The following is a 21,815-nucleotide window of genomic DNA, read 5'->3' as shown; positions in this document are numbered from 1 at the left end:
CAAGGACGGCTGTTGTGACATCTGAAGACATCAATCCACAGGTCTGGTTATCCAAATCTCCGCTGCTACCGGGTGAACGCCTCTACCTGATCGTTAGCGCGGCCAGCGATGCCGAAGCGCTCAAGACGCTTTACCAAAATGAACCAACAACCCAGGCGATCCCAATCTGGGGCGGTACACCCTACGCGGCTTGGCAGCCAGTGATGCCCTACCTCACCGAGTTGAAACCCAACTCAAGCTTCCTGCCATGGATCGCCGAAACTGACGCCCTCGATTGGGGGTGGCTGGCCGTATCCCGCTCCGAGCCGAACGTGGTGTTTGAACACCTTCGCAGCCTGACTCAAGTGAAGATGCCGGATGGGACTGAAGTGTTTTTTCGGTTCTGGGATGGGCGGCATATCTACCCGATTCTGGAAGGACTCGGCGATGCCGCCGGAGAAGTTCTGCCGGTGTTTGATCGGTACCTGATCAATGGGATGAGCCTGGAGGTGGGGCCGCGTGCGGTGCCACCGGCGAAGGACTGGCCTTGGTGGGAGGTGCCGAAGGCGTTGCTGGATGGCCTGACCAAGCAAAACCCATCGACCGTAATCGGCAACATGATGCAGTGGCTGAAGGAGGATCACGCCGAGCTGTACTTCTCGTTCCCCGAATCCAACCTGCGAACAAAAGTGGCGCGCTTCGTAAAACGCACGCCACTCACGGAAGAAAATTTCACCGGGCTGTTGAAGGCCCATCTGGAAAATGAGGTGGCTGTATGAGCATTCTGATGGGTGAGATCGTAGGCAACCTCACGGCAAAACAACCTGATGCTCAGGCCATCATCAGTGACTTCAAAAAGTGCCTGAAGGATTACCGTGAGCATGCCGAGGCCTGGTACGGCGGAGTCCTGGACGCGGAACAGCAATTCAAGGTCGGTGATGAGGTCCACACTCAGGACAAGGACAGCAAAAAGGAAAACACCCTTTATGCCAACTGCCCGGCAAACGGCAAACTCACGCTTGTGCATAGCTTCGAGTCTGCGCGATTTGTTCCGATCGGCAATACGCCGGTCCGTCTGGTGCCTGTGGTGGATGGCCGGTTCATTGGCAAGAACGAAGCCGGACCGGAAATCAACAAGACAATCGACTCGACCGGGATTCTGGAAATCACTGGCCTCACGCCCAATCAGCAATACAAAATCACGTTCTTCCCAAACCCTACTCGCGCGCAGATCGACAGCCTGTTCAACTCCTATCAGGGCGTGATCGGCGATTTGAGCGGCTGGTTGCAAACTGAATGGAGCACCAGTTTCCTACCGCTTTGGCAGGCACATACCGATGCATCGATGGGTCGCCGTGTCCTGCAGGAACTGGAGGCCGCATGGGAAGGCTTTCTGAAAGCGATCATGGGTTTGTGGGGTGATATCAAAAGCCTCTACAACCTGGTTGCACACCCTCGTGAGAACTACAAGAAGCTGAAAAAATTCTTCACCGAAGAACAAATCAAGAAAATTTATGACGCCTCCGCTGAGGCCATTCACACCGCCTTACTGATCGCCAGCGATGAACCACTAATGTGGATCTACGTTGCCGCCATCATGGCCTGGGTGAAGATGCTGCCACCGCAGACATGCACGGAGGTGCTGGCTCAGCTGACCACAGAGTTCCTGCTGAACATTCTGGTCGGTGTCGTCCTGACCGGTGGTCTCGGCCTGGCCGTGCGCATTGGCACGAAGGTAGTTAAAACCACGCAAAACAGCGGCAAAGTCGTGAAACTGATTGAAGACTTTACCGGCATGCTGATGAAGGTCAGCAAAACAAGCGCCACACCGCATTCCGAGGCTGCTCGGCCTTTACTGCTTAATGGCAATTCGGCATTCAACCCGGCGCGTAAAGCCAACGTTGAGATCGCCCCGCCCAAACCCGCCGAAACAGCAACGGCGCCGAAGAAGAAGCCACCTGTCGCCGGTGGAAAAGTGGAAACGGATGCGCAGATCCAAGCGCGCGGCAAAACTGAAAGCGCCACACGCGTCGAGCAAAAAGAGGCGGTCGACAACGCGCCAAATCAATCGAAAAACCCGGCTGACCAACCCACCGAGTGTGCCAACAAAACCTGCCTGAAAGACGACCCGATTTCGATGGTGACCGGCGAGGAATTGCTAACCCTCTCCGATGGCGAGCTGGGTGGTTTGTTGCCGCTGGAATGGACGCGCCTTTACCGAAGCAGTGCGGTCGAAATCGACAGCCGTCTTGGCCATGGTTGGAGCCATTCCCTGTCTCATCGTTTGCTACTGGACGATGAAGGTGTGCTGTGGACGGACAACGAAAACCGCCAGATCCGCTTCCCGATACCAACCGAACAACGCCCGGCCATCACCAACAGCCTGGCGCAGGCGGCGATTTATTTGGGCGATGCTCCCGGTGAACTGATCCTTACCCAGGCGGGGCCCAAAGCACGCTTCTATCACTTCCGTGCCGGGCGACTGATCACCATCAGCGATGCCTATGACAATCGGGTGCATATCAGCTATGACTTTGTCGACCGCATTCAACGCATCGACAACGGCGCAGGCCGCGCCTTGCTGCTGCGTTACGACGACCGTCATATCGCCGCGGTGGATCATCAGCAACAACGCTCCGAGTACAACGAGCGCGGTGAACGCCAAGATCCGTGGCTGACCCTTCAGACCTTGGCCTCCTACCGCTACAACGCATGTAATCAGCTCGTGTCCTCGACCAATGCGGCAGGTGAAACCGAGTATTACCGCTACAACGATCAGCACGTCATTCTGGAACGGCAACTGGCCGGTGGTGCCAGTTTTTTCTGGGAGTGGGAGCGTGAAGGCAAGCTTTCCCGTTGCGTCCGTCACTGGGCTAACTACTCGCAACTGGAAGCGCATTACGAGTGGGATGACAAAGGTTCAGTGACTGCTTACAACTCCGACGGCAGCGAGCATGTCTACGTGCATGATAAGAATGCGCGTCTGATCAGCGAGACCGCTCCCGATGGTGGGGAAACGCAGAAAGCCTATGACGATCAGGGTCGTCTGGTCGCAGTAAAAGACCCGATGGGCGCCATCACCGAGTATCAGTACAGCGATGCCGGGCGCTTGATGGCCGTGATCCCGCCAGAAGACGAACCGACCCGTTACAACTACTTCAACGGTCAACTCATTGATGTCCAGCGAGGTAAAGCGCGCTGGAAGTACGAGCGCAACCGTCAAGGCGATATCACCCAACAAACCGATCCTCAGGGCGCCGAAACCCACTACAGCTACGACCGTCAAGGCCGCCTGCTGGAAATCCGTCATCCCGACGGCAGCCGTCACCAACTGGGCTGGAACAATCTCGGCCAACTGCTGGAAGAACGCCTGCCCGACGGGGGCCAACGCAAGTACCGTTACGACGCGCTAGGTCGGAAAATCACACGTCAGGATGAAAACGGCGCCATTACCCATTACCAATGGGATGCCGTTGATCGCCTGACACAAATCACCCTGCCTGGTGGCGCCACCCGCGCCTTCACCTACAACCCGTATGGTCGCGTCACCGCCGAACGGGATGAACTCGGGCGCATCACCCGCTACGAATACGCCGACAACCTGCACCTGGTGAGCCGCCGCATCAACCCCGACGGCAGCCAGCTGCGCTACCGCTACGACAACTCGCGCCTGCTGCTCACCGAGATTGAAAACGAACGCGGCGAGCACTACCACCTCGACTACTACCCGAACGGCCTGATCCAGCAGGAAACCGGGTTCGATGGTCGCCGCACCGCCTACGAATACGACCTCAACGGTCGGTTGCTGAAGAAAACCGAGTTCGGCGACGACGGCAGCGAACTGGTGACCGAGTACCAGCGCGACGCTGCAGGTCGCCTGCTGGTGAAAACCCTGGCTGACGGCGAAGAAATTCACTACAGCTACGACGCCCTCGGCCGCCTCGTTAACGTTGACGACGGCAACTGGCCGCTGGCGTATGAATATGACCTGCAAGACCGCCTCATCACCGAACACCAGGGTTGGGGCACCCTGCGCTACGAGTACGACAGCGTCGGCCAACTGAAGCACTGCCGTCTGCCGGACGGCAGCAAGCTCGACTACCGCCACCAGCCTGGCGGCCAGTTGAGCAGCATCAACCTCAACGGCTCGCGCCTGACCACTCACCAGTTCAACGCAGGCCGCGAACAGCAGCGTCAACAAGGCCTGTTGCTCAGCCAATATCAGTACGACGAACAGGGTCGGTTGCAGGCGCACAGCGTCAGCCAGCGCGAAAAGAATCTGTTCCAGCGCCGCTACACCTACGACGCCAACGGCAACCTCGCCGGCATCGACGACAGCCGCAAAGGCAACCGCAGCTACCACTACGACCCGCTCGATCGCCTGATCAACGTCCGTGGCAGCACGCCTGAAAGCTTCGCCCATGACCCGGCGGGCAACCTCCTCGGCCAAGGCGACCAGCCAACCGCGAACCTGGCCAACGTCAAAGGCAACCGCCTGCTGATGCAGGGCGACCGTCATTACGACTACGACGCGTACGGCAATCTGATCCGCGAACGCCGAGGCACCGGGCAGAAACTGGTTACCGAGTACCGTTACGACTGCCAACATCGCCTGACCGGCGTCAGCCTGCCGGGCGGCAGTGTCGCATCCTACAAATACGACGCCTTCGGCCGACGCATCGTAAAGACCGTCGACGGCCACACCACTGAGTTCCTCTGGCAGGGCGAACGCCTAATCGCAGAAAGCGCCGACAATCGCTATCGCACCTACATCTACGAGCCCGGCAGCTTCCGTCCATTGGCCATGCTCGACGGCGAAGGCCCGCTGAAAGCAACACCGTTCTACTACCAACTCGACCACCTCGGCACCCCACAGGAACTCACCGACTACAGCGGTGAGATCATGTGGTCGGCGAAATACTGCGCCTACGGTAATCTCGCCGCACTCGACATCGCCGAAATCGACAACCCGCTGCGCTTTCAGGGCCAGTATTTCGATGCCGAGACAGGGTTACATTACAACCGGCATCGCTACTACAATCCGGGGACTGGACGGTTTCTGACGCCGGATCTGATCAAGCTGGCGGGTGGGTTGAACAACTACCAGTACGTGCCTAACCCTACGGGGTGGGTGGATCCGTTGGGGTTGACAAGCTGTCCTGGAGCGGGTGGTAGCAAGTCGGAAATCAGACTGGAAGATCCACCAGTTAAAGCGACCGTAAATGAAGGATCCCCTCCCCCTCCGGCCCCTCCAAGACCGGACAAGTGGAGTCGGGAACCTAAAAGTATTCAAGATCAGATGACATTACAGGCAGCTAAAGAAGGTCAAGGCGTCGTTATTATCGAAAACCTCAATGATCCTGCCTTTAAAGGAATGGATAAAATTGAGCTCAAGATAAAATCGAAGAACGGAAATGACTCCGTAGTACATTATGTACGCAATCCGCAGACCGGAGAGCTCATGGATTTCAAGTTCAAAAAGCACAGCACCGATGATATAAAACCTTGGGGTAATGACCCATCAGTGCCACCCGGAGTCATCGACAAATGAAAGTCGTATGCAAAATCAACAATCTGAATGACATATCAGCACCAGAAACCGTCATGCGTTTAAAGCGTTACATATTCATGCCTGACGGCGAGCTAGACTTGCAACTTGGAATGGAATACACGGTTTATGGCATCGAGTTTCGAGACAACTGCCCTTGGTTCTATATATGCACAGAAAAAGATGATGAGTATCCAAAACCATATGCAGCCGATGTCTTTGATATTATTGACGAGCGACTTTCCTCTCATTGGAAACTTAGCTTTCAAACTCAAGATAATAACAAATACAAAAGCTCACTTATATTCCAAGAATGGGCCACAAACATTAGCTTTTATGAAAACTTAATTGATGGCGACGAGCAAGCTATCACTACATTTGCGAAATACAAAACACTTATGGACTCAGAGTAATTTAGCAACCAAAAAAAACAATAAGGAAGGCGACAGATCTATTTTCTACGTACTCATGAAAATAAATCTGTCCCTTTTGGCTGGCCCCCTTTTGGCTGAGAAGATGATTAACAAGGATCTGGAATTATTAATTTTTGATTTTTTAGGCGCTGTAGAAACCTCACTACAGTTGCTTGAAGACAAATTCGGCTCGAGATCACTACAACAGCTATGGCATGAGAAAAAAATAGCTCAACGAGGAAAAGTTCTTAATGGAGTGAGCTATCAATTACATGGGAGCGGATGCATGATCGAATATCCAGATTATTGTGTGGATTTCGATTTCGGGCCGAATGGAAGAACCGATGGGTTCGACGCATGGCGCCTGTATAACTACGCATGTGAACTCCCAGAAAAACATGCAAAATACACAAACCTAACTATAGTTGAATCCGAATTAAACCAATACATCCAAGGAGACATAGTTAAAAAATAGACGACTCCAGTTCCCACTTATATTTTTTTACGCAACCAAAAAGCCAATTATCCTCATGTACATAAAGGGGGGGCCATAAAGGAGAAATCACGACAGGCACCTCAAACCTGTTCCTTCTTCGAGACAAAAGCACCAAGCCTAGGATGGGAAACCCAGCCAAAATCGGTAAAACAGACACGATTGGACCGAATCAACAAACAGGATGGAAGTATCCATATCAGCCACCACAATCGAAGCGATCTAACATGATAATAAAAAGCATTAAATGGATATCGAAGTCAGCTGAAGAAGCGGAAGTTGAAATTAGTGATGGTAACTTCACATGCATCGCCTTCTCTCAACCTTGCAATGTAATAGTGGGCGAGCATTTAATTCAACCACTCCACGTTTTTTCTGTAAAAAACGCAATGATCAGTGATCAGTCGGCGGTAGGAATATGGAACTTAAGCGACACAAAACTTGAGCGAAAAGTCATTTCCGAAGTTATCGACATCACTAACCAAGTGGTTGCCGTTGGCGACATACATATGGTGATCGATGATTTTTTACCAAGAGGATTAGAGATTGGGAACATCATTGAATTCGAGTGTGCAAGAATAGATCTGTGGTAGTAGAAAAAAACAAACCCGCCCACTAAGCTTGGCCACAAGGAACAAAAATGAAGTTCTGGAACGATATCGATGGCAGCATTTTTTTTCAACCAAATTTTCAAAACCCCCGTAGCAATTGGCCTCATTGAACTTTTCACAGTAAACATCGAAAACAACAGACCAACGATAATACTTGAGTTCGACATCAAAGAACTCCCTGACGCCCCTCCCGCAAAAATGGAAAAAGGCTGAATTCAACACATGCCGCATCGGTTTAAACTGTAGCGAAATCAGCAGCCTGACGATCAAAAATATACCTACAAAAGAAAAACTTAGTATAAAAATCACTCAGAGCGAAAGCCTCTTCACAATTCATGCTTCGAACAGCAGTTCGACATTTGAACTCACAACAAAATCCCCCTACTTTGTGGACCCTCAGTATATATGAACAATAAAAAACCCGAACTCACTTAAAATCAAATTTGACTCAATTTTTCAGCCCCTTTGGACGCCTGACAAAAGCATCGGACATTTCCCACAACCCCCATCGCCATCCATGAACTTGTACTCCCCTCCCTCCCCAGATAACCTCCCCCAGTCGCTGCAACCTCAGCGACCGGTTTTGACAGACCGAACACGATCAAGGCATGCAAATGCCGCTTTGCGGCTCCGTTGATTCAGGAGCTTCACGATGAAAAAGTTTCCACCCGATTCCCTCACCCCCCTCCAACTCAACCAAGCAACCCAACGCACCATCAGCGCCCGCCTCCGCAACCCAAAAAGCCCCGACCCCACCAGCCACGTTTTCACCCTCCTCCCCAACATCAACACCGAAACCCTGCTAAGCCACGCCTGCGAAACCCTCGCCTCGCTCAACGTGCTGACTACCGACTTTGCCTGCGAGCTCGAAGGCTCGCACCGCAGCCTGGCACTATCGATTCAGCAATTGGCCGTGCTGGGTGAATTGTTGGTGAACAGGGCGCTGGACAACCTCGACCCACCCGGTGGGGCGTCCGACGCCCAGGAGGTGCAGCCATGACTCGATACATGCCGATTACCGGCATCGACTGCACGATCCCGTCCCTGCTGATCGACACTGAAGCGCCTGTCGACGTGTTGCACGACACGGCGGCGTATCGCATTCGCAGCGTCACTCAACTGTTGGAAACTCTGTCTCTGGGCGAGGCGCTTGGTGGTGATGCTGCGCTGTTGCAAGAGTTTGCGCGGGTGTTAGCAATCCAATTGCGTGATGGCTACGATTTGCTGGATGTGGTCGGGCGGCGGTTACGAGCGCAACTTTAAATCATCAATAAAAATGGGCGACCCAAGGTAGCGTCGCCCATTTTTATATCCGCAACTTTTAAACACCACCTCCCAGACTTACGCACGCAGCACTTCGCAAGAGTTTGTTAAAAACTGTCTTTAAACTTCTGATCAATCCAAAAAAACGACTCAACATCGCGAGCACAAAAAACCGTCTCTTCGGTCAAGTAACTTCTCACCGCCTCACCTGAAAACCGCGAAAAACAAAACCATGGTTTTCACCTCACCTTCAAACTATACTTCCGCGCGCAGTATGGAGGCTGTGATAAATGTTCAAACTCAGGCGAAAAACATGGGCTTTACTCTTGGTTTACATCGTAGGTGTCAGTGGCTATATCTACTACCTCTACGTCGAGACTCAAGGGGTCCTCACTGAAAACATTAATAACAAATTGCTGCATGCTGCGTTGGGTGCTTCGGCCATCCTTGGCGACCGCTACCATGACAATCTGATCGACAAACAGTCCAAATCCGAAACGGAAGACTGGAATGCCATTCAGCGGCTCTCCAGCTTCAACGAGTCCATGGGCACCGCCTTTGTCTATAGCGTAGTCAAACGCGCGGGTGAAGCTTATCTGGTCAGTTCCAGCGCATCGAAAAAAGAAATTCAAGAGCAGAATTTCGTACGTTTTTTCGATCCCTATCCGGATGCCAGTCAGGCTTTGCTCGACAGTTTCGAGCGCACCGAACCCACCTGGATCGACTACTCGGATCACTGGGGAGACTTTCGCGCCGTCTTCGTCCCAATGAAATCGCAGGACGGTACGATTTATGTTACTGGCGCGGAGATTACGTTGGCGGACTACTACCACCAACTTAATCAGGACTCCCTGCACCATATCATCCTGGCCATTCTGGTATTTCTCGCCCTCAGCCTTTTACGCATGCGTGCTCATCTCCAGCAATTGAAAATAAACGAACAGGTATTGAATCAGGCAAAAAATGCCGCCGAGGACGCTGATCGTTCAAAAACCAGATTTTTGGCCACCATGAGTCATGAAATCCGTACGCCCATGTACGGTGTTATCGGCGCGACCGAGTTGCTGGCGAGGTCCGCCCTGAATCCCGAGCAAAGCAGTCTGCTAAGAACGATTAATACAAGTGGACGAGCCCTGCTGTCTCTTATCGACAACATTCTCGACCTTGCAAAAATCGAAGCGGGCAAACTTGAATTGAAACCTCGTGTTTTCGAAGTGAGAGCATTGGTTTTATCCAGTATTGAAATGATCCGACAAAACATTCAGGACAAGCCAATAGCACTTGAGGTCCAAGTCTCACCGGACGTACCTTCCCTGGTCAAAACCGATACCGATTGCCTTCGCCAGATATTGCTCAACTTGTTGGGCAATGCGGTCAAATTCACCGAAGCCGGAACGGTATCGCTCATGGTCACGACTAGCGGTTACGGCCCTCAAGCCCGACTCGACTTCTCTATACGCGATACCGGCATAGGTATCCCCGCGGAACGGCAAAACAGCCTATTCAAGCCCTTTACTCAGTTCAAAGGGCCGGCCAGTCAACGCTTTACCGGGAGTGGGCTAGGTCTTTCAATCTGCAAAAATCTGGTCGAGGCGCAGCATGGGACTTTATCTTTCACCAGTCAGCCTGGCGTCGGATCGACGTTCTCCTTCTCACTCCCCATGGAGCTTTTTTCAGTCTCGGAAATACCCATCGGGGACGATCATGCAGTGGTGGGTTTCGACTCATCTTTTGCCGGGGACTACCCGCTCGATATCCTGCTGGTGGAAAACCATCCAGTGAGTCAGAAAGTTGCCATGGCGATGCTACAGGAGTTGGGCTATACACCCGACCTTGCGTCAGATGGCCTGGAGGCGGTCAATCAGTGTATGACTTCGACTCCAGATATCATTTTTATGGATATCAACATGCCTGTTATGGATGGGCTAGCGGCCATTCGTGAAATCCGCAAACTACCATTGGGCGATACTTGCTACATCGTTGCTTTCACCGCGAGCGCTTTTTCGAGCGAGATAGAGCGTTTCAGGGCCGCGGGTGCCAATGACGTTTTAACCAAACCGGCGAACTTTATGGCCTTGACCCGAGTGCTTCAGCGTGCGGCCAACTACCGGCAGCAACTCCAGGCCAGCACTCCGGTAGTGGATGCAATTTAAGGGCACATTCGCAGCGTGACTCAACGGTTGGAAACGCGTTCCCTGGGCGAGGCGCTTGGCGATGGCGATGGCGATGGCGATGACGATGACGCTGCGTTGTAGCAGGCATTTGCGCGAGGGCGGCGGTTGCGGACACAGCTTTAAATCACCCAATAAAAATGGGCGACTTCAAGGTCGCCCATTTTTTATGTCCGAAACTTATAAACATTGCGTTCCAGAGGAGGTGTTCGCCCAGTGTAATGGCCTGGCAATCCATGCACCGGTAAAGAGCCCTGACACCGGGCGAACGGGAAGGATTTTAATAGAATTTGGCCGATATGTCCTCGGTATAAACATGAAATTAATGCACGTAATATTTCGTAAGTTTTTGCTAAAAAAACGGATACAAACTTCTAAAACTCACCAGTTCGACCATTAAAAATGATTGTTCTTATACAGTTATTTGCACAGGAACAATCAATACGTACAAGTAATGATCAGCTTGGTCGCTGGCTGGCGACTTTCAGCACAGCAGTATGGATCACCACAACGCTCTGTTCTACGTTCAGATCTTTCATTTTCGCCTGCATAGACGCTACTCAGGGAGTGTTCGCAGTTTCTTGCGCGGTGGATTCGCCGCTTTCTGTGCCCTTGCCGCTTTCCTTGCGCCGGGTCGGGTCGGTGGGGCGCAAGGCGTCGTTGTCGCGCTCGACTTCGCCTGGTGGCCGGGGCTCGTCGGGGTTTTCCGAGGGGGTGGTCGGTTTGGGATTCATGGGGTTTTCCTCAGGCTTCGGGATCGTCGACTTCCTGCGCAACGTTCACGGCGGGTGAGTCTTTGTGGGATTGATCGGCCTTGGTTTTGAGGATCTGCCATTGATCGAGGTCGATGGCGCCCTGCCCCAGCAGATCGTCGGCGATGCGCAACAATTCACTGTAATGCACGTCGGGAGATTGCTGCCAGTAGGCCTTGTCGTCGAACAGCCGCTGCCAGGTGGCAAGGGTGGGCGGTTTGAGGTCGTCGCTCATGGCGGGCTCCCGTGAAATGGGCTTCATTACGTAGGAAAACGGCGTGGCGGCGAGAGTTCCGGTTAATACCCGGTCATCTCCAGATACCCCTGCCCGCCATGACTGCCGCTGAGCCGCACCGGTCCTTCCCAATAGGGAATGCGCAAGTCCATCCAGGCCTTGGGGTTGAGGGCGCTGATGGTGATTTCGAGGTGTTTGGCGGGGATTTTGATCGACCAGCTCACGGGCATCGAACGCCCGGCCACGTTGGCGGTGTCTTGAGGCGTGAGGCTGATGTCGTCGGCATGCAATAGCTGCGTCTGGCCTTGGGAATCGATCCAGGTGCCGGTGAGGTACGGCGCGCCGTCCTTTTGCCGCATGCGGTAGAGCATGACCTGTTCGCCACTGTCCAGGTGCAGGGAGAACCAGTCCCAACCGGTCTGGTTGGCGGTCAGGGGTTGGCTGCTCCACTCGCGATCGAGCCAGGCAGGGCCGCTGACGGTGTAGGTTTTGCCATCGATTTCCAGGGTGCCGCTGGCCTGGAAAAACGGCTGGCTGTAGTAATACGAAGCCTGGCCTTGTTCGGATTTCTGGCTGAAGCCTTTGTCGCCCTGAAGCACCAGCGGACGTGTGGAGGTCAGTCGAAGCTGGTAGCTGAAAGCCTTGTCGCGGGCGCTGAGTTGCAGGTCCGCCAGAGGCTCTTCATGGGTGGCCTGACTGCTGAAACGCCAGTCGTCGATCCATGCGTTGAACGGCGCCAGGCTCACGCCGGCCTGGCCGACGCCGCCTCGGGCGTAGCGTTCGGCGGCATAGTGCGCCGTGGCGGAAGTCACCGCCGCATGGCCCAGCCAGATGGTTTGATTGCTCCAGCCAGACTGTTCGGGAGTCGCTTTCAAGGCGCTGCGAAACAGCGTCCATTGCGCGCCGAATTCCTGGCCCTGATCGTCCTTGAGGTTGGCGGTGACGTACCACCATTCGATGCGAAAGCCATCGTGCGGGCCGTGGTCTGCCGGGAAGCTGAACACCCGCCCGGGCACCACTGGGGTAAATGCCTCGGCCTGATGACCGAGGCCGGCGAAGCCTTTTTCCGGCGCAGGCGTGTTGTCGCATCCGCTCAGCAGCGCGGCCAGTAACAACACGCCGAGCTTAATCTTCATGAGCAAACGTCCTCAGCAGATCCGCCGGTTGCGTGCGATACAGCGAGTACAACGGCCACGCTGAAGCGAGCAATGTTGCGAGCAACGCCAGGCCCATCAACTGCAACACTTGCAGTGGAAACACCCGCAACGGCAAGCGCCAGCCGAACGCCTGAACGTTGATCACCGTGTCCAGGCACCACGCCAATGCGATGCCCAAGGGCAATGCCAGCACCAGCGTCAGTACCGCCAGCAACCAGGTTTGCCCGAGGTTCAGTAGCATCAATTGGCGACGGGTTACGCCCAAAGCCCACAGCGGCGCGAGTTGTCCGAGGCGGCTCTGGCTTTGGGTCAGCAGGCTGATGAACAGCGCCACGCCCGCGACACAAAGCGTCAGGCTATTGAGCGCGGCGGTGGCGGCGAAGGTGCGTTCGAACACTTGCGTGGACCAGCCCTTGAGCCGGGCCTGATCGACGATGCGGCTGTCGTCCAGGGTGAAACGGGTTTGCAGTGCGGCCAGGAATCCGGGAATCGACGCCGGTTCGATGCGCAGGTTGAAACGGTTGGGCGTCAATTGCGGCCAGCCGCGCAACAGGTGATTGATGTTGACCAGCAGGTGGCCCTTGGGATTGCCGTAGTCGGCGTAGATCCCGACGATCCGTGGTGACCATGGGCCATTCGGCGTGGGAATCGTCAGTTGATCACCAAGGCGTACCTTCAACCGCCGCGCCAGTTGCTCGCTGAGCATCAACGCGTCGTCCTTGGCCAGTCGCTCCCAAGGGTTGTCGCCCAAGGCTTCCAGCAGGGGCCAATGCTGACGATACGTCGGGTGATCGATCACGCCAAAGACGTCCGCCGGCCAGCCCTGCAACTGGATCGATACCTGCCAGTTCGGAAGCACCGCGGTGACTTGAGGTTGTTGTTTGAGCCAGGTGTGCAGTTCTCGAGCCTGGGCGGGATTTTGCGGATTAAGGTACAGCTCAGCGGTCAGGCGTTGTTCGAGCCAGTTGCTGAACGTCTGACGGAAACCGGCGGTCATGCTGCCGGCGCCGATGTTTGCCGCCAGCGCCAACAACAGCGCCATCAAGGCCAGGCTCAGGGCCGGCAGTTGCTGGCGGCAGTCGGCGAGAAACCATTGACCGAGCACCGAACGACTGCGCCCAAGCACCCAGTTGAGCACGCTATTCAACACCACCGGCAAGGCCAGTGCGGCGCCGATCAACAGGGCGGCCATCAGCACGAAACCGCTGCTCAGGCTGTCGCCGAAGATCAACGCCAGCAACGCGATCACCGCAGCCATCGCCGCGACCCAACCCTGGCGCCGCAACCAGCGCGCGTGGGCTTGGTGCCAGGCTTGCGGATTGGCCAGCGCCAGCAACGGCAGACGCGCCGCACGCAGCAAACTGTTGGCGCCGGCCAGCAAGGCGCCGAACAGGCTCAGGCCGATACCGCTGAACCACCACAGCAGACTTAGATTCAATTGCCCCGGCACTTCGGCGCCGTACAAGCCGCGCAAGCTGGCGGCGACGTCCGGCAACAGCACACCCGCCAACAGGTAGCCGCTGACGACACCGGCGATACCACCGATCAGCGCCAGCCCCCCCAGCTCGACGGCGAGACAGGCAATCAACATGCGCGCACTGACTCCACAGGCGCGCAGGGTTCTGAGCAAGCTTCGGCGTTGCTCCAGCGCCAGGCCGATCGCCGCGTGGACGATGAACAGGCCGACCACGAACGACAAAAAGCCCAAGGCATCGAGGTTCAGGTGGAAGCTCTCGGTCAGTCGCGCGAGATTGTTTTCTTCGCCACTGGTTTTGAGCTGGAGTTGGCCCTTGAGCTCATCAGGCAGGGGCGCGCTGAAATCCTTGGGCAGCAGCAGCCGTGACAGTTGATCGGGCAATTGCAGAATCTGTTGGGCGAAGCCGATGTCCACCAGCAACACGCCGGGCGCCATGTCGGTCTGGGCACGCAGCGGCGGCAAGGTGATTCCGCTCTGGGCCACCGGGGTTTCCCCTTCGTGCAAGCCCAACGCTTGTAAAGTCTGCGGTGAAATCCAGGTGCTGCCCGGCGGGGTGAAAAACTCGACAACCTGCTCGATTGGCAACGACCGCCCGGCCACTGCGGACCCGGCCGGCAGCGACACCGGCTCAATGCCCATCAACTGCAAGCGCTGGTCTTCATGGCCCTTGAGCGTCACCCGACCTTGCAACACGGGTGATACCGGCCAACCCGCACGACGCAGGTCGACAAACACTTGCTGGGAAAACACCCCTCCGCTGGGTGCACTGAGGCTGGCTTGCGGTTCGCCGCCGATCAGTTGACTGGCGCGGGCGTAGCTTTCTCGCGCCTGGCTGTTCAGCGCTTGCACGCCGGTCAGCAGGCTGGTGGCGAGCCAGAGCCCGGTCAGCACACTGAAAAACTGCACCGGATGCTGGCGCCAATGGCTGAGCAGCGCCCGCAACGTCTCGCGAAAAACCCGCACCTCAGCGCTCGTCCGCGCCAGCCAGACGGCCGCCGTGCAGCACCACTTTGTCTGCCAACCGCGCGGCGACCCGTGGGCTGTGAGTGACCATCAACAAAGTCGTCGGGCTATCGTCGAGCAGCTCCAGCAACAACTTCAACACCTCATCGCTGGTGGCTTCATCGAGGCTGCCGGTGGGCTCGTCGGCCAGCAGCAGTTTGGGTTGCGATGCCAGGGCGCGACCTAATGCGACCCGCTGCTGTTGCCCGCCGGACAGTTGCTCCGGATAGCGCCGCAGCAAATCTCCCAACCCAAGGCGCTGCACCAGATGCGCCTGCCAACGTGGATCGTGGCGCCCGGCCAGACGTGCCTGAAACGCCAGATTGTCTTCAACGCGCAAACTGCCGATCAGGTTGAACTGCTGGAACACCAGACCGATTTCGGTCCGCCGCCAGTTCGCCAATTGGCTCTCGTTCATCTGCTCCAGCCGATGCTCGCCACTGCGGATGCTGCCGCGATCGACCTTGTCCAGCCCGGCGATCAGGTGCAGCAAGGTGCTCTTGCCACTGCCCGATTCACCCATCAGCGCCAGGCTGCTGCCGGGCTTCAACGTGAGGTCGACGCCTTGCAGCACGGGCAATGGGCCTTGGGGGGTGGCGTAGCTTTTGAAGACGCCCTGGACGTGAAGCATGAAGGGGAAACTCTTTTGATGAGTGGGGGCAAGGGTAGAGAGTACACCCGATAATCTTGGGTTGAACGGTCTGACGTCTTCGCGAGCAAGCCCGCTCCCACAGGGATGCCGGTGTACGCAGAATCTGTGTACACATCGATCAAATGTGGGAGCGGGCTTGCTCGCGAAGTGGCCGGCTCAGCCAACAAACAACCTCACTGCCCCACCGCCACACTCGGCACCACCCGCCCCGGCGTCACAATGCTGTTCAGATCAATATGCTTCCACTCAGGCTTGGCCCCCAACCGCGCATTAAACCGATAGTTAAAGGTGAAATCGTCCCCCGTCGGCATACTCAGCGGTTTGCCATACACCGCCTCGATCCCCGCCAGGTCATAACCCATCACCTGCAGCAACGTCGGGAAGATGTTGTAGTGACTGGAGCGATCCTTGTTGGCCGGCAATTGCGCCTGCCAGTCCAGGGTCTTCAAACCGCTGCCCGAAATCACCACCAGGGGCACCAATCCCTCCTCCCCCACCGGATCACCACCGCAGTGAGTATTGAGCCCCGGGTTACCGCGCTCATGCAGGTCCTGCCCGTGATCCGAGGTGTAGATCAGCAACGCATTGCGCAAATCCGCCTGAGCGAAAACCCGTGCGAAGAACTCGCCGACATTCCACAGCACGGTATTTTTGTAGGCATTGCGGTACAGCAACCAATCATCTGGCTGACCGTTGAAACCATCACGTTTGCCCGTGTCCGCCACTTCGACAAATCGCCCTCGGGGCAATGTCGGACGGTAAGCCATAAACGCGTCCGGGTACTTGTCGTGCACCGGAAAATGCGCGCCGACCTTGTTGATCACCACCAGCTGCGGCTTACCGTCGTTGAGCAGCTCGATCAGCTTGGCCGCCGCGGCCATGTCGCGCTCACGCACGCTGGTGCGGTCGAATTGCACGAACTCGTCGATGTCCTTTTTCTCGGCAGCGTTCATCAGGTTCTGCAAGTTGCCACCGGTGCGCTGGGAGTCGATGTAAACAGTGCGCAGTCCGGCCTTTTTGGCGTACTGCCAGATTGACGGCAGCGTGCTGTTGATCCGCATGTAGTCGCCGCGGGTGCCACCGTAGCGCAGGGTGACATTGGTGTCGGCACTGCAATTGGCGATGGATGCCGCATAGCCGTAATTGAAAATGTCCACGCCCGGGCGCGGTTCCTTGAGGTTGCTGTGCACACCGAACGGCGTGTTGATGTCCAGGTAGTTGCCGGAGATGCTCTCGTCGATGATCAGCACAATGTCGTGCCCCACCGGCTGATCGATACGCGTCATGCTCACCGGTTCACGGGGGCCGACGGTGTTGTGCAGCGCTTCATAGGTGAACAGATTCAAATAGGCTATCGGCGTGTACATGATCGGCAAGCCACGGGCACCCTCGCCGGCCCGCACAAACAGCACGGTGCTGAGCATCAGCACCCCGAGCACTGGCGCCGCCACCAACAGCGCACCCGGTAATGGCACCCGTCGACGCGGCTTGAGCCCGATACCGAACAGCAGTAACAAACCACTGACTGTCCCGCTGATGATTGTATCGCGGTACTGGTACGCCGCTTCTTGAATGAAGCCACCGGAATACACCAGTGACACAAAACTGCTGTAGGTCATGTAACCGGCAGTCACTTGCGTATAGACGTCAAAGAACACCGCCGAGCCAAACATCGCCAGCGCGAACAAGTGACGGATCAGCGTCTGACGGATGTAGGCGGTCATGAACAACGCCACTGTCAGCACGACGAACATTGCGCCATACAACAGCATAGGAAAACCGATGCCCAGCGCGTCAAGACGATCGAGGTAGTAGTCGTAATTCTTGAGTAAATACAGAACCAGCAACAGTTCCTTGAGGTATCGGATCATGGCGATTACAGCGTCTCCGTGGCCAACGGATGATTGGCCATTTTCTGACACTAGCACCGAGCCCTCGAAGCGCAAGAAATGCCGGTTTTTTTCCTAAAGCGTCAAAAAAACGTTGCCTCAAATCTGACACACTCAAGCGTCTGTAACCCTTGTGTTTCAAGCCTTACGACCGTTTATCGTTTTCTTCAAACCGTCAGAAACCCCTCAAAACCGCGGCAAATCCAGCAGCGGCAAGCACTTGATGGCAAATAGCCCGTGAAATCGGGGTTTTCCCGGTCGAGTTACCCGTCATTTTGCTGACTCGCTTTCCCATGGCTGGGCTATACCCCTTTTGACAGTCTCATTTCAGTTACATCCACCGTTTTACGAGGCACGCCAATATGGACGTGAGCGTATTTGGTACGGGTTACGTCGGTCTGATACAAGCCGCGGCATTGGCCGATGTCGGACATCGTGTGCTGTGCGTTGATATTGACCCCAACAAGATCAAGCAACTGCAACAAGCCGTGCCCCCGATCAGCGAACCGGGACTGTCCAGCACACTGGAAGACAACATCAAGGCCGGTCGCCTGCTCTTCTCCACTCAGGCCAGTGACGCGGTCGAACACGCCGAACTGATTTTCATCGCGGTGGGCACTCCCGCCGATGAAGACGGTTCCGCCGACCTCAGCCATGTGCTGAATGTCACTCGGCAGATCGCCAGTTTCATGGAGTCAGACCGCACCCTGATCATCAAGTCCACCGTGCCGGTGGGCACCGCGGACCAGGTGGCAAGCACCGCTAACGAAGAACTGCAACGCCGTGGCAAAGAGGCGTTGAACGTGCGAGTGGTGTCCAACCCGGAGTTTCTCAAGGAAGGCAGCGCCCTGGCCGATTGCATGCGCCCGGACCGGATCATCGTCGGCACCAATGACGATGAAGCGCGCAACCAATTGAGCGAACTCTATGCGCCGTTCTGCCGCAACCGCGAAAAGCTCATGTTCATGGACAACCGCAGCGCCGAGCTGACCAAGTACGCCGCCAACGCAATGCTCGCCACCCGCATCAGTTTCATGAACGAACTGGCCAACCTCACTGAGTTGCTGGGGGCCGACATTGAGGCGGTGCGCAAAGGCATCGGCTCGGACCCGCGCATCGGTTACCACTTCATCTACCCCGGCTGCGGCTTTGGCGGCTCGTGCTTTCCCAAAGACCTGCGTGCCCTGTTGCACACCGCCGAACACAACGGCATGCCAATGCGTCTGCTGCGTAGCGTCACCGATGTGAATGACAGCCAGCGGCACATCCTCTTCAGCAAACTGCAGGCGCTATTTCCCGATGGCCTGGTCGGCAAATCCATCGCGATTTGGGGCCTGGCCTTCAAGCCCAATACCGACGACATGCGCGAAGCCCCCAGCCGTTATCTGATGGAGGCGCTGTGGGCCGATGGCGCGAGCGTGCAGGCTTACGATCCGGAAGCCATGTCCGAGTGCCGACGCATTTACGGCTACCGCAATGACCTGCACCTGTGCGCCACCCGCGACGACACCCTGGAAGATGCCGACGCACTGGTGATCTGCACCGAGTGGAAGAATTTCCGTGTGGTCGACTTCGATCTGCTGGCGAGCAAATTGCGCGCGCGGGTGATCGTCGACGGGCGCAATCTTTACAACCCGGAGCACGTGGCGGCGGCCGGTTTGCACTACAGCGGTATCGGGCTTCGGCACATCGCTCCCGAGGCGCCACGGCCATGAAGATACTCGTCACCGGAGCGGCCGGTTTCATTGGCGCCCATTGCGTGTTGCGGCTGTTGCGCGATGGGCATCAAGTGTGCGGCCTGGACAATTTCAACGACTTCTACGACCCGCAGCTCAAGCACGACCGCGTGGATTGGGTGTGCAAGCAAGTCGGCGATTTCCCGCTCGCGAAAGTCGATGTGGCCGACGCCACGGCCCTCGATGCATTGTTTGTTCGTGAACAACCAGAGGTGGTGATTCACCTCGCGGCCCAGGCCGGGGTGCGTTACTCCCTGGAAAATCCCCGGGCCTACGTCGACAGCAATCTGAGCGGGTTTCTCAACATCCTCGAAAGCTGCCGTCACCACCCGGTCAAACACTTGATCTATGCCTCGTCCAGTTCGGTCTACGGCGCCAATCAGCACACGCCTTACTCGGTCAAGGACTGCGTCGACCATCCGTTGTCGTTGTACGCCGCGACCAAAAAAGCCAATGAGCTGATGGCCCACAGCTACAGCCATCTGTTCGGCATTCCCTGCACCGGTTTACGTTTTTTCACCGTGTACGGGCCTTGGGGGCGGCCAGACATGTCGCCGATCCAGTTCGCCCGGGCGATTGCCGAAGGGCAGCCGGTGAAGCTGTTCAACTACGGCGAGCACCAGCGTGATTTCACCTACATCGACGACATCATCGAGAGCATCGCCCGTCTGATCGAGCGCGCCCCCCTAGCAGCACCGCAGTGGAACCGCGAACAACCAGACCCGGCCAGCAGCATGGCGCCATGGCGCATTTACAACATTGGCGGACAACAGCCAGTGGAGCTCAAGGACTACCTGGCGCTGCTGGAAAAACACCTCGGACAAAAAGCCCTCGTCGAGTTGCTGCCCCTGCAACCGGGCGACGTGCTCAACACCTGCGCCGATGCCAGTGATCTGGCCCAGGCCACCGGTTTCCAGCCACGGATCGAGCTGGATGAAGGACTCGGACGATTCATCGCCTGGTTCCGTGACTACTACCCACTGCGCAACGCCCACTCGCCACTCGCGTCCGGGCTTCAGCGGAGGACTCTATGACTGGACATGAAAAAGGCGTGTTGCTCAATCACATGCAGCGTGACAAACGCCTGGACCCCGAACACCGAATGCGCCTGGACACGGCCATCCACATGCAGGGCCGCGGCTGGATGACCGGCCGCGACGGTGGCCGGCCCTGGACGCTGTCGCGAACCAACCGGGTGGTTGCATGCCTCGGCGCGCTGGTGATTTTGCTGCTGCTCTCCCCTGTGTTGCTGGGCCTGGCGCTGGTGATCAAGTTCAGCAGCCCGGGACCGGTGATGTTCGTGCAAAAGCGCACCGGTTACCGCGGCCGCCTGTTCGGCATGTACAAGTTCCGCACAATGGTGACCAACGCCGAAGAGCTCAAGGAGTCGTTGCGGCACCTGAACAAGCACGGCGCCGATGCCATCGATTTCAAGATCGACAACGACCCAAGGATTACCCCCATCGGCAGCTTCCTGCGGCGCAGCAGCCTCGATGAGTTGCCCAACCTGATCAATGTTGTCAGCGGCGACATGCGTTTAGTCGGTCCACGACCGACCTCCTTCAACGCCTATCGCTACAAAGACAACCACCTTGCACGCCTGAGCATCTACCCCGGCATGACCGGCCTGTGGCAGATCTCCGGGCGCAGCAATATCGACTTCGACCAGCGCGTTGAGTTGGACCTCAGCTATATCGCCGAGCAGAGCCTCTTGCTTGATCTGAAGATCCTGTTGAAAACCCCCTTCAAAGTATTCAGCGGCCACGGAGCGAGTTAAATGGACGGTTCATCGAATAAAAGCCTGACCATCGCCAGCCCGAGCGAGTCCAACCTGACCTCGACCGTGCTCGACCTGGATCTGCGGATCCTCTTCCTGACCGCCGCCAATGCAGGCGCCGGCACCACCACCAGCGCCCTGGCGCTGGCCAGCCAACTGGCGTCAATGAGCAGCGGCCAAGTGCTGCTGGTGGACGCCAGCCAATCGGAGAGCAACCTCACGCAACAGCTGGGGCTGACCAAAGAACGCGGCTTTCGTGACCTGCTGTTCAACGCCTCGCCGCCGCTGCTGCAGGACTGCCTGGTGAACGTCTCCAGCCTGCCCTTCCACATCCTGCCGAACGGGCGGCACATCCGTGGCGCCGAACACCTGACGACTGAACAGCTGGCCCCGTTGCTCAACCAGCTGGGCGATCGGTATCGCTTCGTGGTGATCGACGGCGACGCGGTGTATTCGGCCGCCGACACCTTGGTCATCAGCACTTTGGTGGACGGCGTGATCATGGTGGTGCGCGCCGAAGACACGCGCTGGGAAGTGGCCCAGGCCGCGGTCCAGCGCCTGACCCAGGCCGGCGCCAAACTGGTGGGCAGCGTCTTCAACCGGCGCAAGTACTACATGCCCAAATGGCTCTACAAAAACCTGTAAGCAACCGCAGAAAGG

20 protein-coding genes are annotated in these 21,815 nt (G+C 56.6%); 14 read left to right on the top strand and 6 right to left on the bottom strand.

The genetic code is table 11. The annotated features are described in order from the left end of the window. Nucleotides 1–14: 14 nt before the first annotated feature. From AB7M29_RS15140 to AB7M29_RS15095, 10 genes are all read left to right on the top strand, one after another. Nucleotides 15–758, top strand: coding sequence for a DUF4123 domain-containing protein (locus AB7M29_RS15140; protein WP_454247186.1), 744 nt, complete (start codon nucleotides 15–17; stop codon nucleotides 756–758). Next, entirely contained in the window at nucleotides 755–5,530 is a 4,776-nt protein-coding gene (locus AB7M29_RS15135; RefSeq protein ID WP_454247185.1) for an RHS repeat-associated core domain-containing protein, read from the top strand. The genes AB7M29_RS15140 and AB7M29_RS15135 overlap by 4 nt, the downstream gene beginning before the upstream one ends. Further along, nucleotides 5,527–5,940: a hypothetical protein gene (locus AB7M29_RS15130; RefSeq protein WP_454247184.1), complete on the top strand. Its 414-nt coding sequence runs from the start codon at nucleotides 5,527–5,529 to the stop codon at nucleotides 5,938–5,940. The genes AB7M29_RS15135 and AB7M29_RS15130 overlap by 4 nt, the downstream gene beginning before the upstream one ends. A gap of 55 nt (nucleotides 5,941–5,995) precedes the next feature. Beyond that, nucleotides 5,996–6,415 carry a DUF6896 domain-containing protein gene (locus AB7M29_RS15125; RefSeq protein ID WP_454247183.1) on the top strand — a complete coding sequence of 140 codons (420 nt, stop codon included), beginning with the start codon at nucleotides 5,996–5,998 and terminating at the stop codon, nucleotides 6,413–6,415. 143 nt (nucleotides 6,416–6,558) lie between these two features. Beyond that, nucleotides 6,559–7,026 (top strand): hypothetical protein, encoded by a 468-nt coding sequence (locus AB7M29_RS15120; protein ID WP_454247182.1) that lies wholly within the window; start codon nucleotides 6,559–6,561, stop codon nucleotides 7,024–7,026. A gap of 69 nt (nucleotides 7,027–7,095) precedes the next feature. Then, nucleotides 7,096–7,257 (top strand): hypothetical protein, encoded by a 162-nt coding sequence (locus AB7M29_RS15115; RefSeq protein WP_201060484.1) that lies wholly within the window; start codon nucleotides 7,096–7,098, stop codon nucleotides 7,255–7,257. After that, complete coding sequence (locus tag AB7M29_RS15110; protein WP_454247181.1) at nucleotides 7,199–7,453, top strand: Imm50 family immunity protein; 255 nt, start codon at nucleotides 7,199–7,201, stop codon at nucleotides 7,451–7,453. Before AB7M29_RS15115 ends, AB7M29_RS15110 begins: the two co-directional genes overlap by 59 nt. Before the next feature lie 243 nt (nucleotides 7,454–7,696). Beyond that, the gene (locus AB7M29_RS15105) at nucleotides 7,697–8,044 is read left to right on the top strand and encodes a DUF6124 family protein (RefSeq protein ID WP_454247180.1); all 348 of its coding nucleotides are present in this window, start codon (nucleotides 7,697–7,699) and stop codon (nucleotides 8,042–8,044) included. Further along, nucleotides 8,041–8,307, top strand: a complete 267-nt coding sequence (locus tag AB7M29_RS15100) for a hypothetical protein (protein WP_454247179.1) — start codon at nucleotides 8,041–8,043, stop codon at nucleotides 8,305–8,307. Before AB7M29_RS15105 ends, AB7M29_RS15100 begins: the two co-directional genes overlap by 4 nt. 290 nt (nucleotides 8,308–8,597) lie before the next feature. Beyond that, complete coding sequence (locus tag AB7M29_RS15095; protein WP_454247178.1) at nucleotides 8,598–10,460, top strand: ATP-binding protein; 1,863 nt, start codon at nucleotides 8,598–8,600, stop codon at nucleotides 10,458–10,460. Between the two features lie 578 nt (nucleotides 10,461–11,038). On the opposite strand, the gene AB7M29_RS15090 is transcribed toward AB7M29_RS15095, so the two are convergent. The 6 genes from AB7M29_RS15090 to AB7M29_RS15065 all read right to left on the bottom strand — a co-directional run bounded on the left by AB7M29_RS15090 (nucleotide 11,039) and on the right by AB7M29_RS15065 (nucleotide 17,624). Next, a complete protein-coding gene (locus tag AB7M29_RS15090) occupies nucleotides 11,039–11,212 on the bottom strand; it encodes a hypothetical protein (protein ID WP_217858587.1) in 174 nt (57 codons plus the stop codon). Nucleotides 11,213–11,222: 10 nt separating this feature from the next. Next, entirely contained in the window at nucleotides 11,223–11,465 is a 243-nt protein-coding gene (locus AB7M29_RS15085) for a hypothetical protein (RefSeq protein WP_454247177.1), read from the bottom strand. 62 nt (nucleotides 11,466–11,527) lie between these two features. Next, a complete protein-coding gene (locus tag AB7M29_RS15080) occupies nucleotides 11,528–12,601 on the bottom strand; it encodes a lipocalin-like domain-containing protein (protein ID WP_217858588.1) in 1,074 nt (357 codons plus the stop codon). Further along, complete coding sequence (locus tag AB7M29_RS15075) at nucleotides 12,591–15,062, bottom strand: ABC transporter permease (protein WP_454247176.1); 2,472 nt, start codon at nucleotides 15,060–15,062, stop codon at nucleotides 12,591–12,593. Before AB7M29_RS15075 ends, AB7M29_RS15080 begins: the two co-directional genes overlap by 11 nt. 1 nt (nucleotide 15,063) lies before the next feature. After that, nucleotides 15,064–15,732, bottom strand: a complete 669-nt coding sequence (locus AB7M29_RS15070; protein ID WP_048394989.1) for an ABC transporter ATP-binding protein — start codon at nucleotides 15,730–15,732, stop codon at nucleotides 15,064–15,066. Nucleotides 15,733–15,926: 194 nt separating this feature from the next. Beyond that, on the bottom strand, nucleotides 15,927–17,624 hold the full coding sequence (locus tag AB7M29_RS15065) for a sulfatase-like hydrolase/transferase (protein WP_454247175.1): 1,698 nt from the start codon (nucleotides 17,622–17,624) through the stop codon (nucleotides 15,927–15,929). Between the two features lie 380 nt (nucleotides 17,625–18,004). Here AB7M29_RS15065 and AB7M29_RS15060 point away from each other — a divergent pair, with 380 nt between their 5' ends. From AB7M29_RS15060 to AB7M29_RS15045, 4 genes are read left to right on the top strand one after another with little or no spacing between them, the layout of a single operon-like run. Further along, nucleotides 18,005–19,357: a UDP-glucose dehydrogenase family protein gene (locus AB7M29_RS15060; RefSeq protein WP_454247174.1), complete on the top strand. Its 1,353-nt coding sequence runs from the start codon at nucleotides 18,005–18,007 to the stop codon at nucleotides 19,355–19,357. Continuing rightward, entirely contained in the window at nucleotides 19,354–20,412 is a 1,059-nt protein-coding gene (locus AB7M29_RS15055; protein ID WP_217858592.1) for an NAD-dependent epimerase, read from the top strand. The genes AB7M29_RS15060 and AB7M29_RS15055 overlap by 4 nt, the downstream gene beginning before the upstream one ends. Then, complete coding sequence (locus AB7M29_RS15050) at nucleotides 20,409–21,155, top strand: sugar transferase (RefSeq protein ID WP_217858593.1); 747 nt, start codon at nucleotides 20,409–20,411, stop codon at nucleotides 21,153–21,155. The genes AB7M29_RS15055 and AB7M29_RS15050 overlap by 4 nt, the downstream gene beginning before the upstream one ends. Next, the gene (locus AB7M29_RS15045) at nucleotides 21,156–21,800 is read left to right on the top strand and encodes a CpsD/CapB family tyrosine-protein kinase (RefSeq protein WP_253545332.1); all 645 of its coding nucleotides are present in this window, start codon (nucleotides 21,156–21,158) and stop codon (nucleotides 21,798–21,800) included. Nucleotides 21,801–21,815 lie beyond the last annotated feature (15 nt).

The sequence above is a fragment of the Pseudomonas sp. F-14 TE3623 genome (assembly GCF_053629015.1).
The sequence above is the reverse complement of the archived record's forward strand: the minus strand, read 5'-3'. Positions and strand labels throughout refer to the sequence as shown.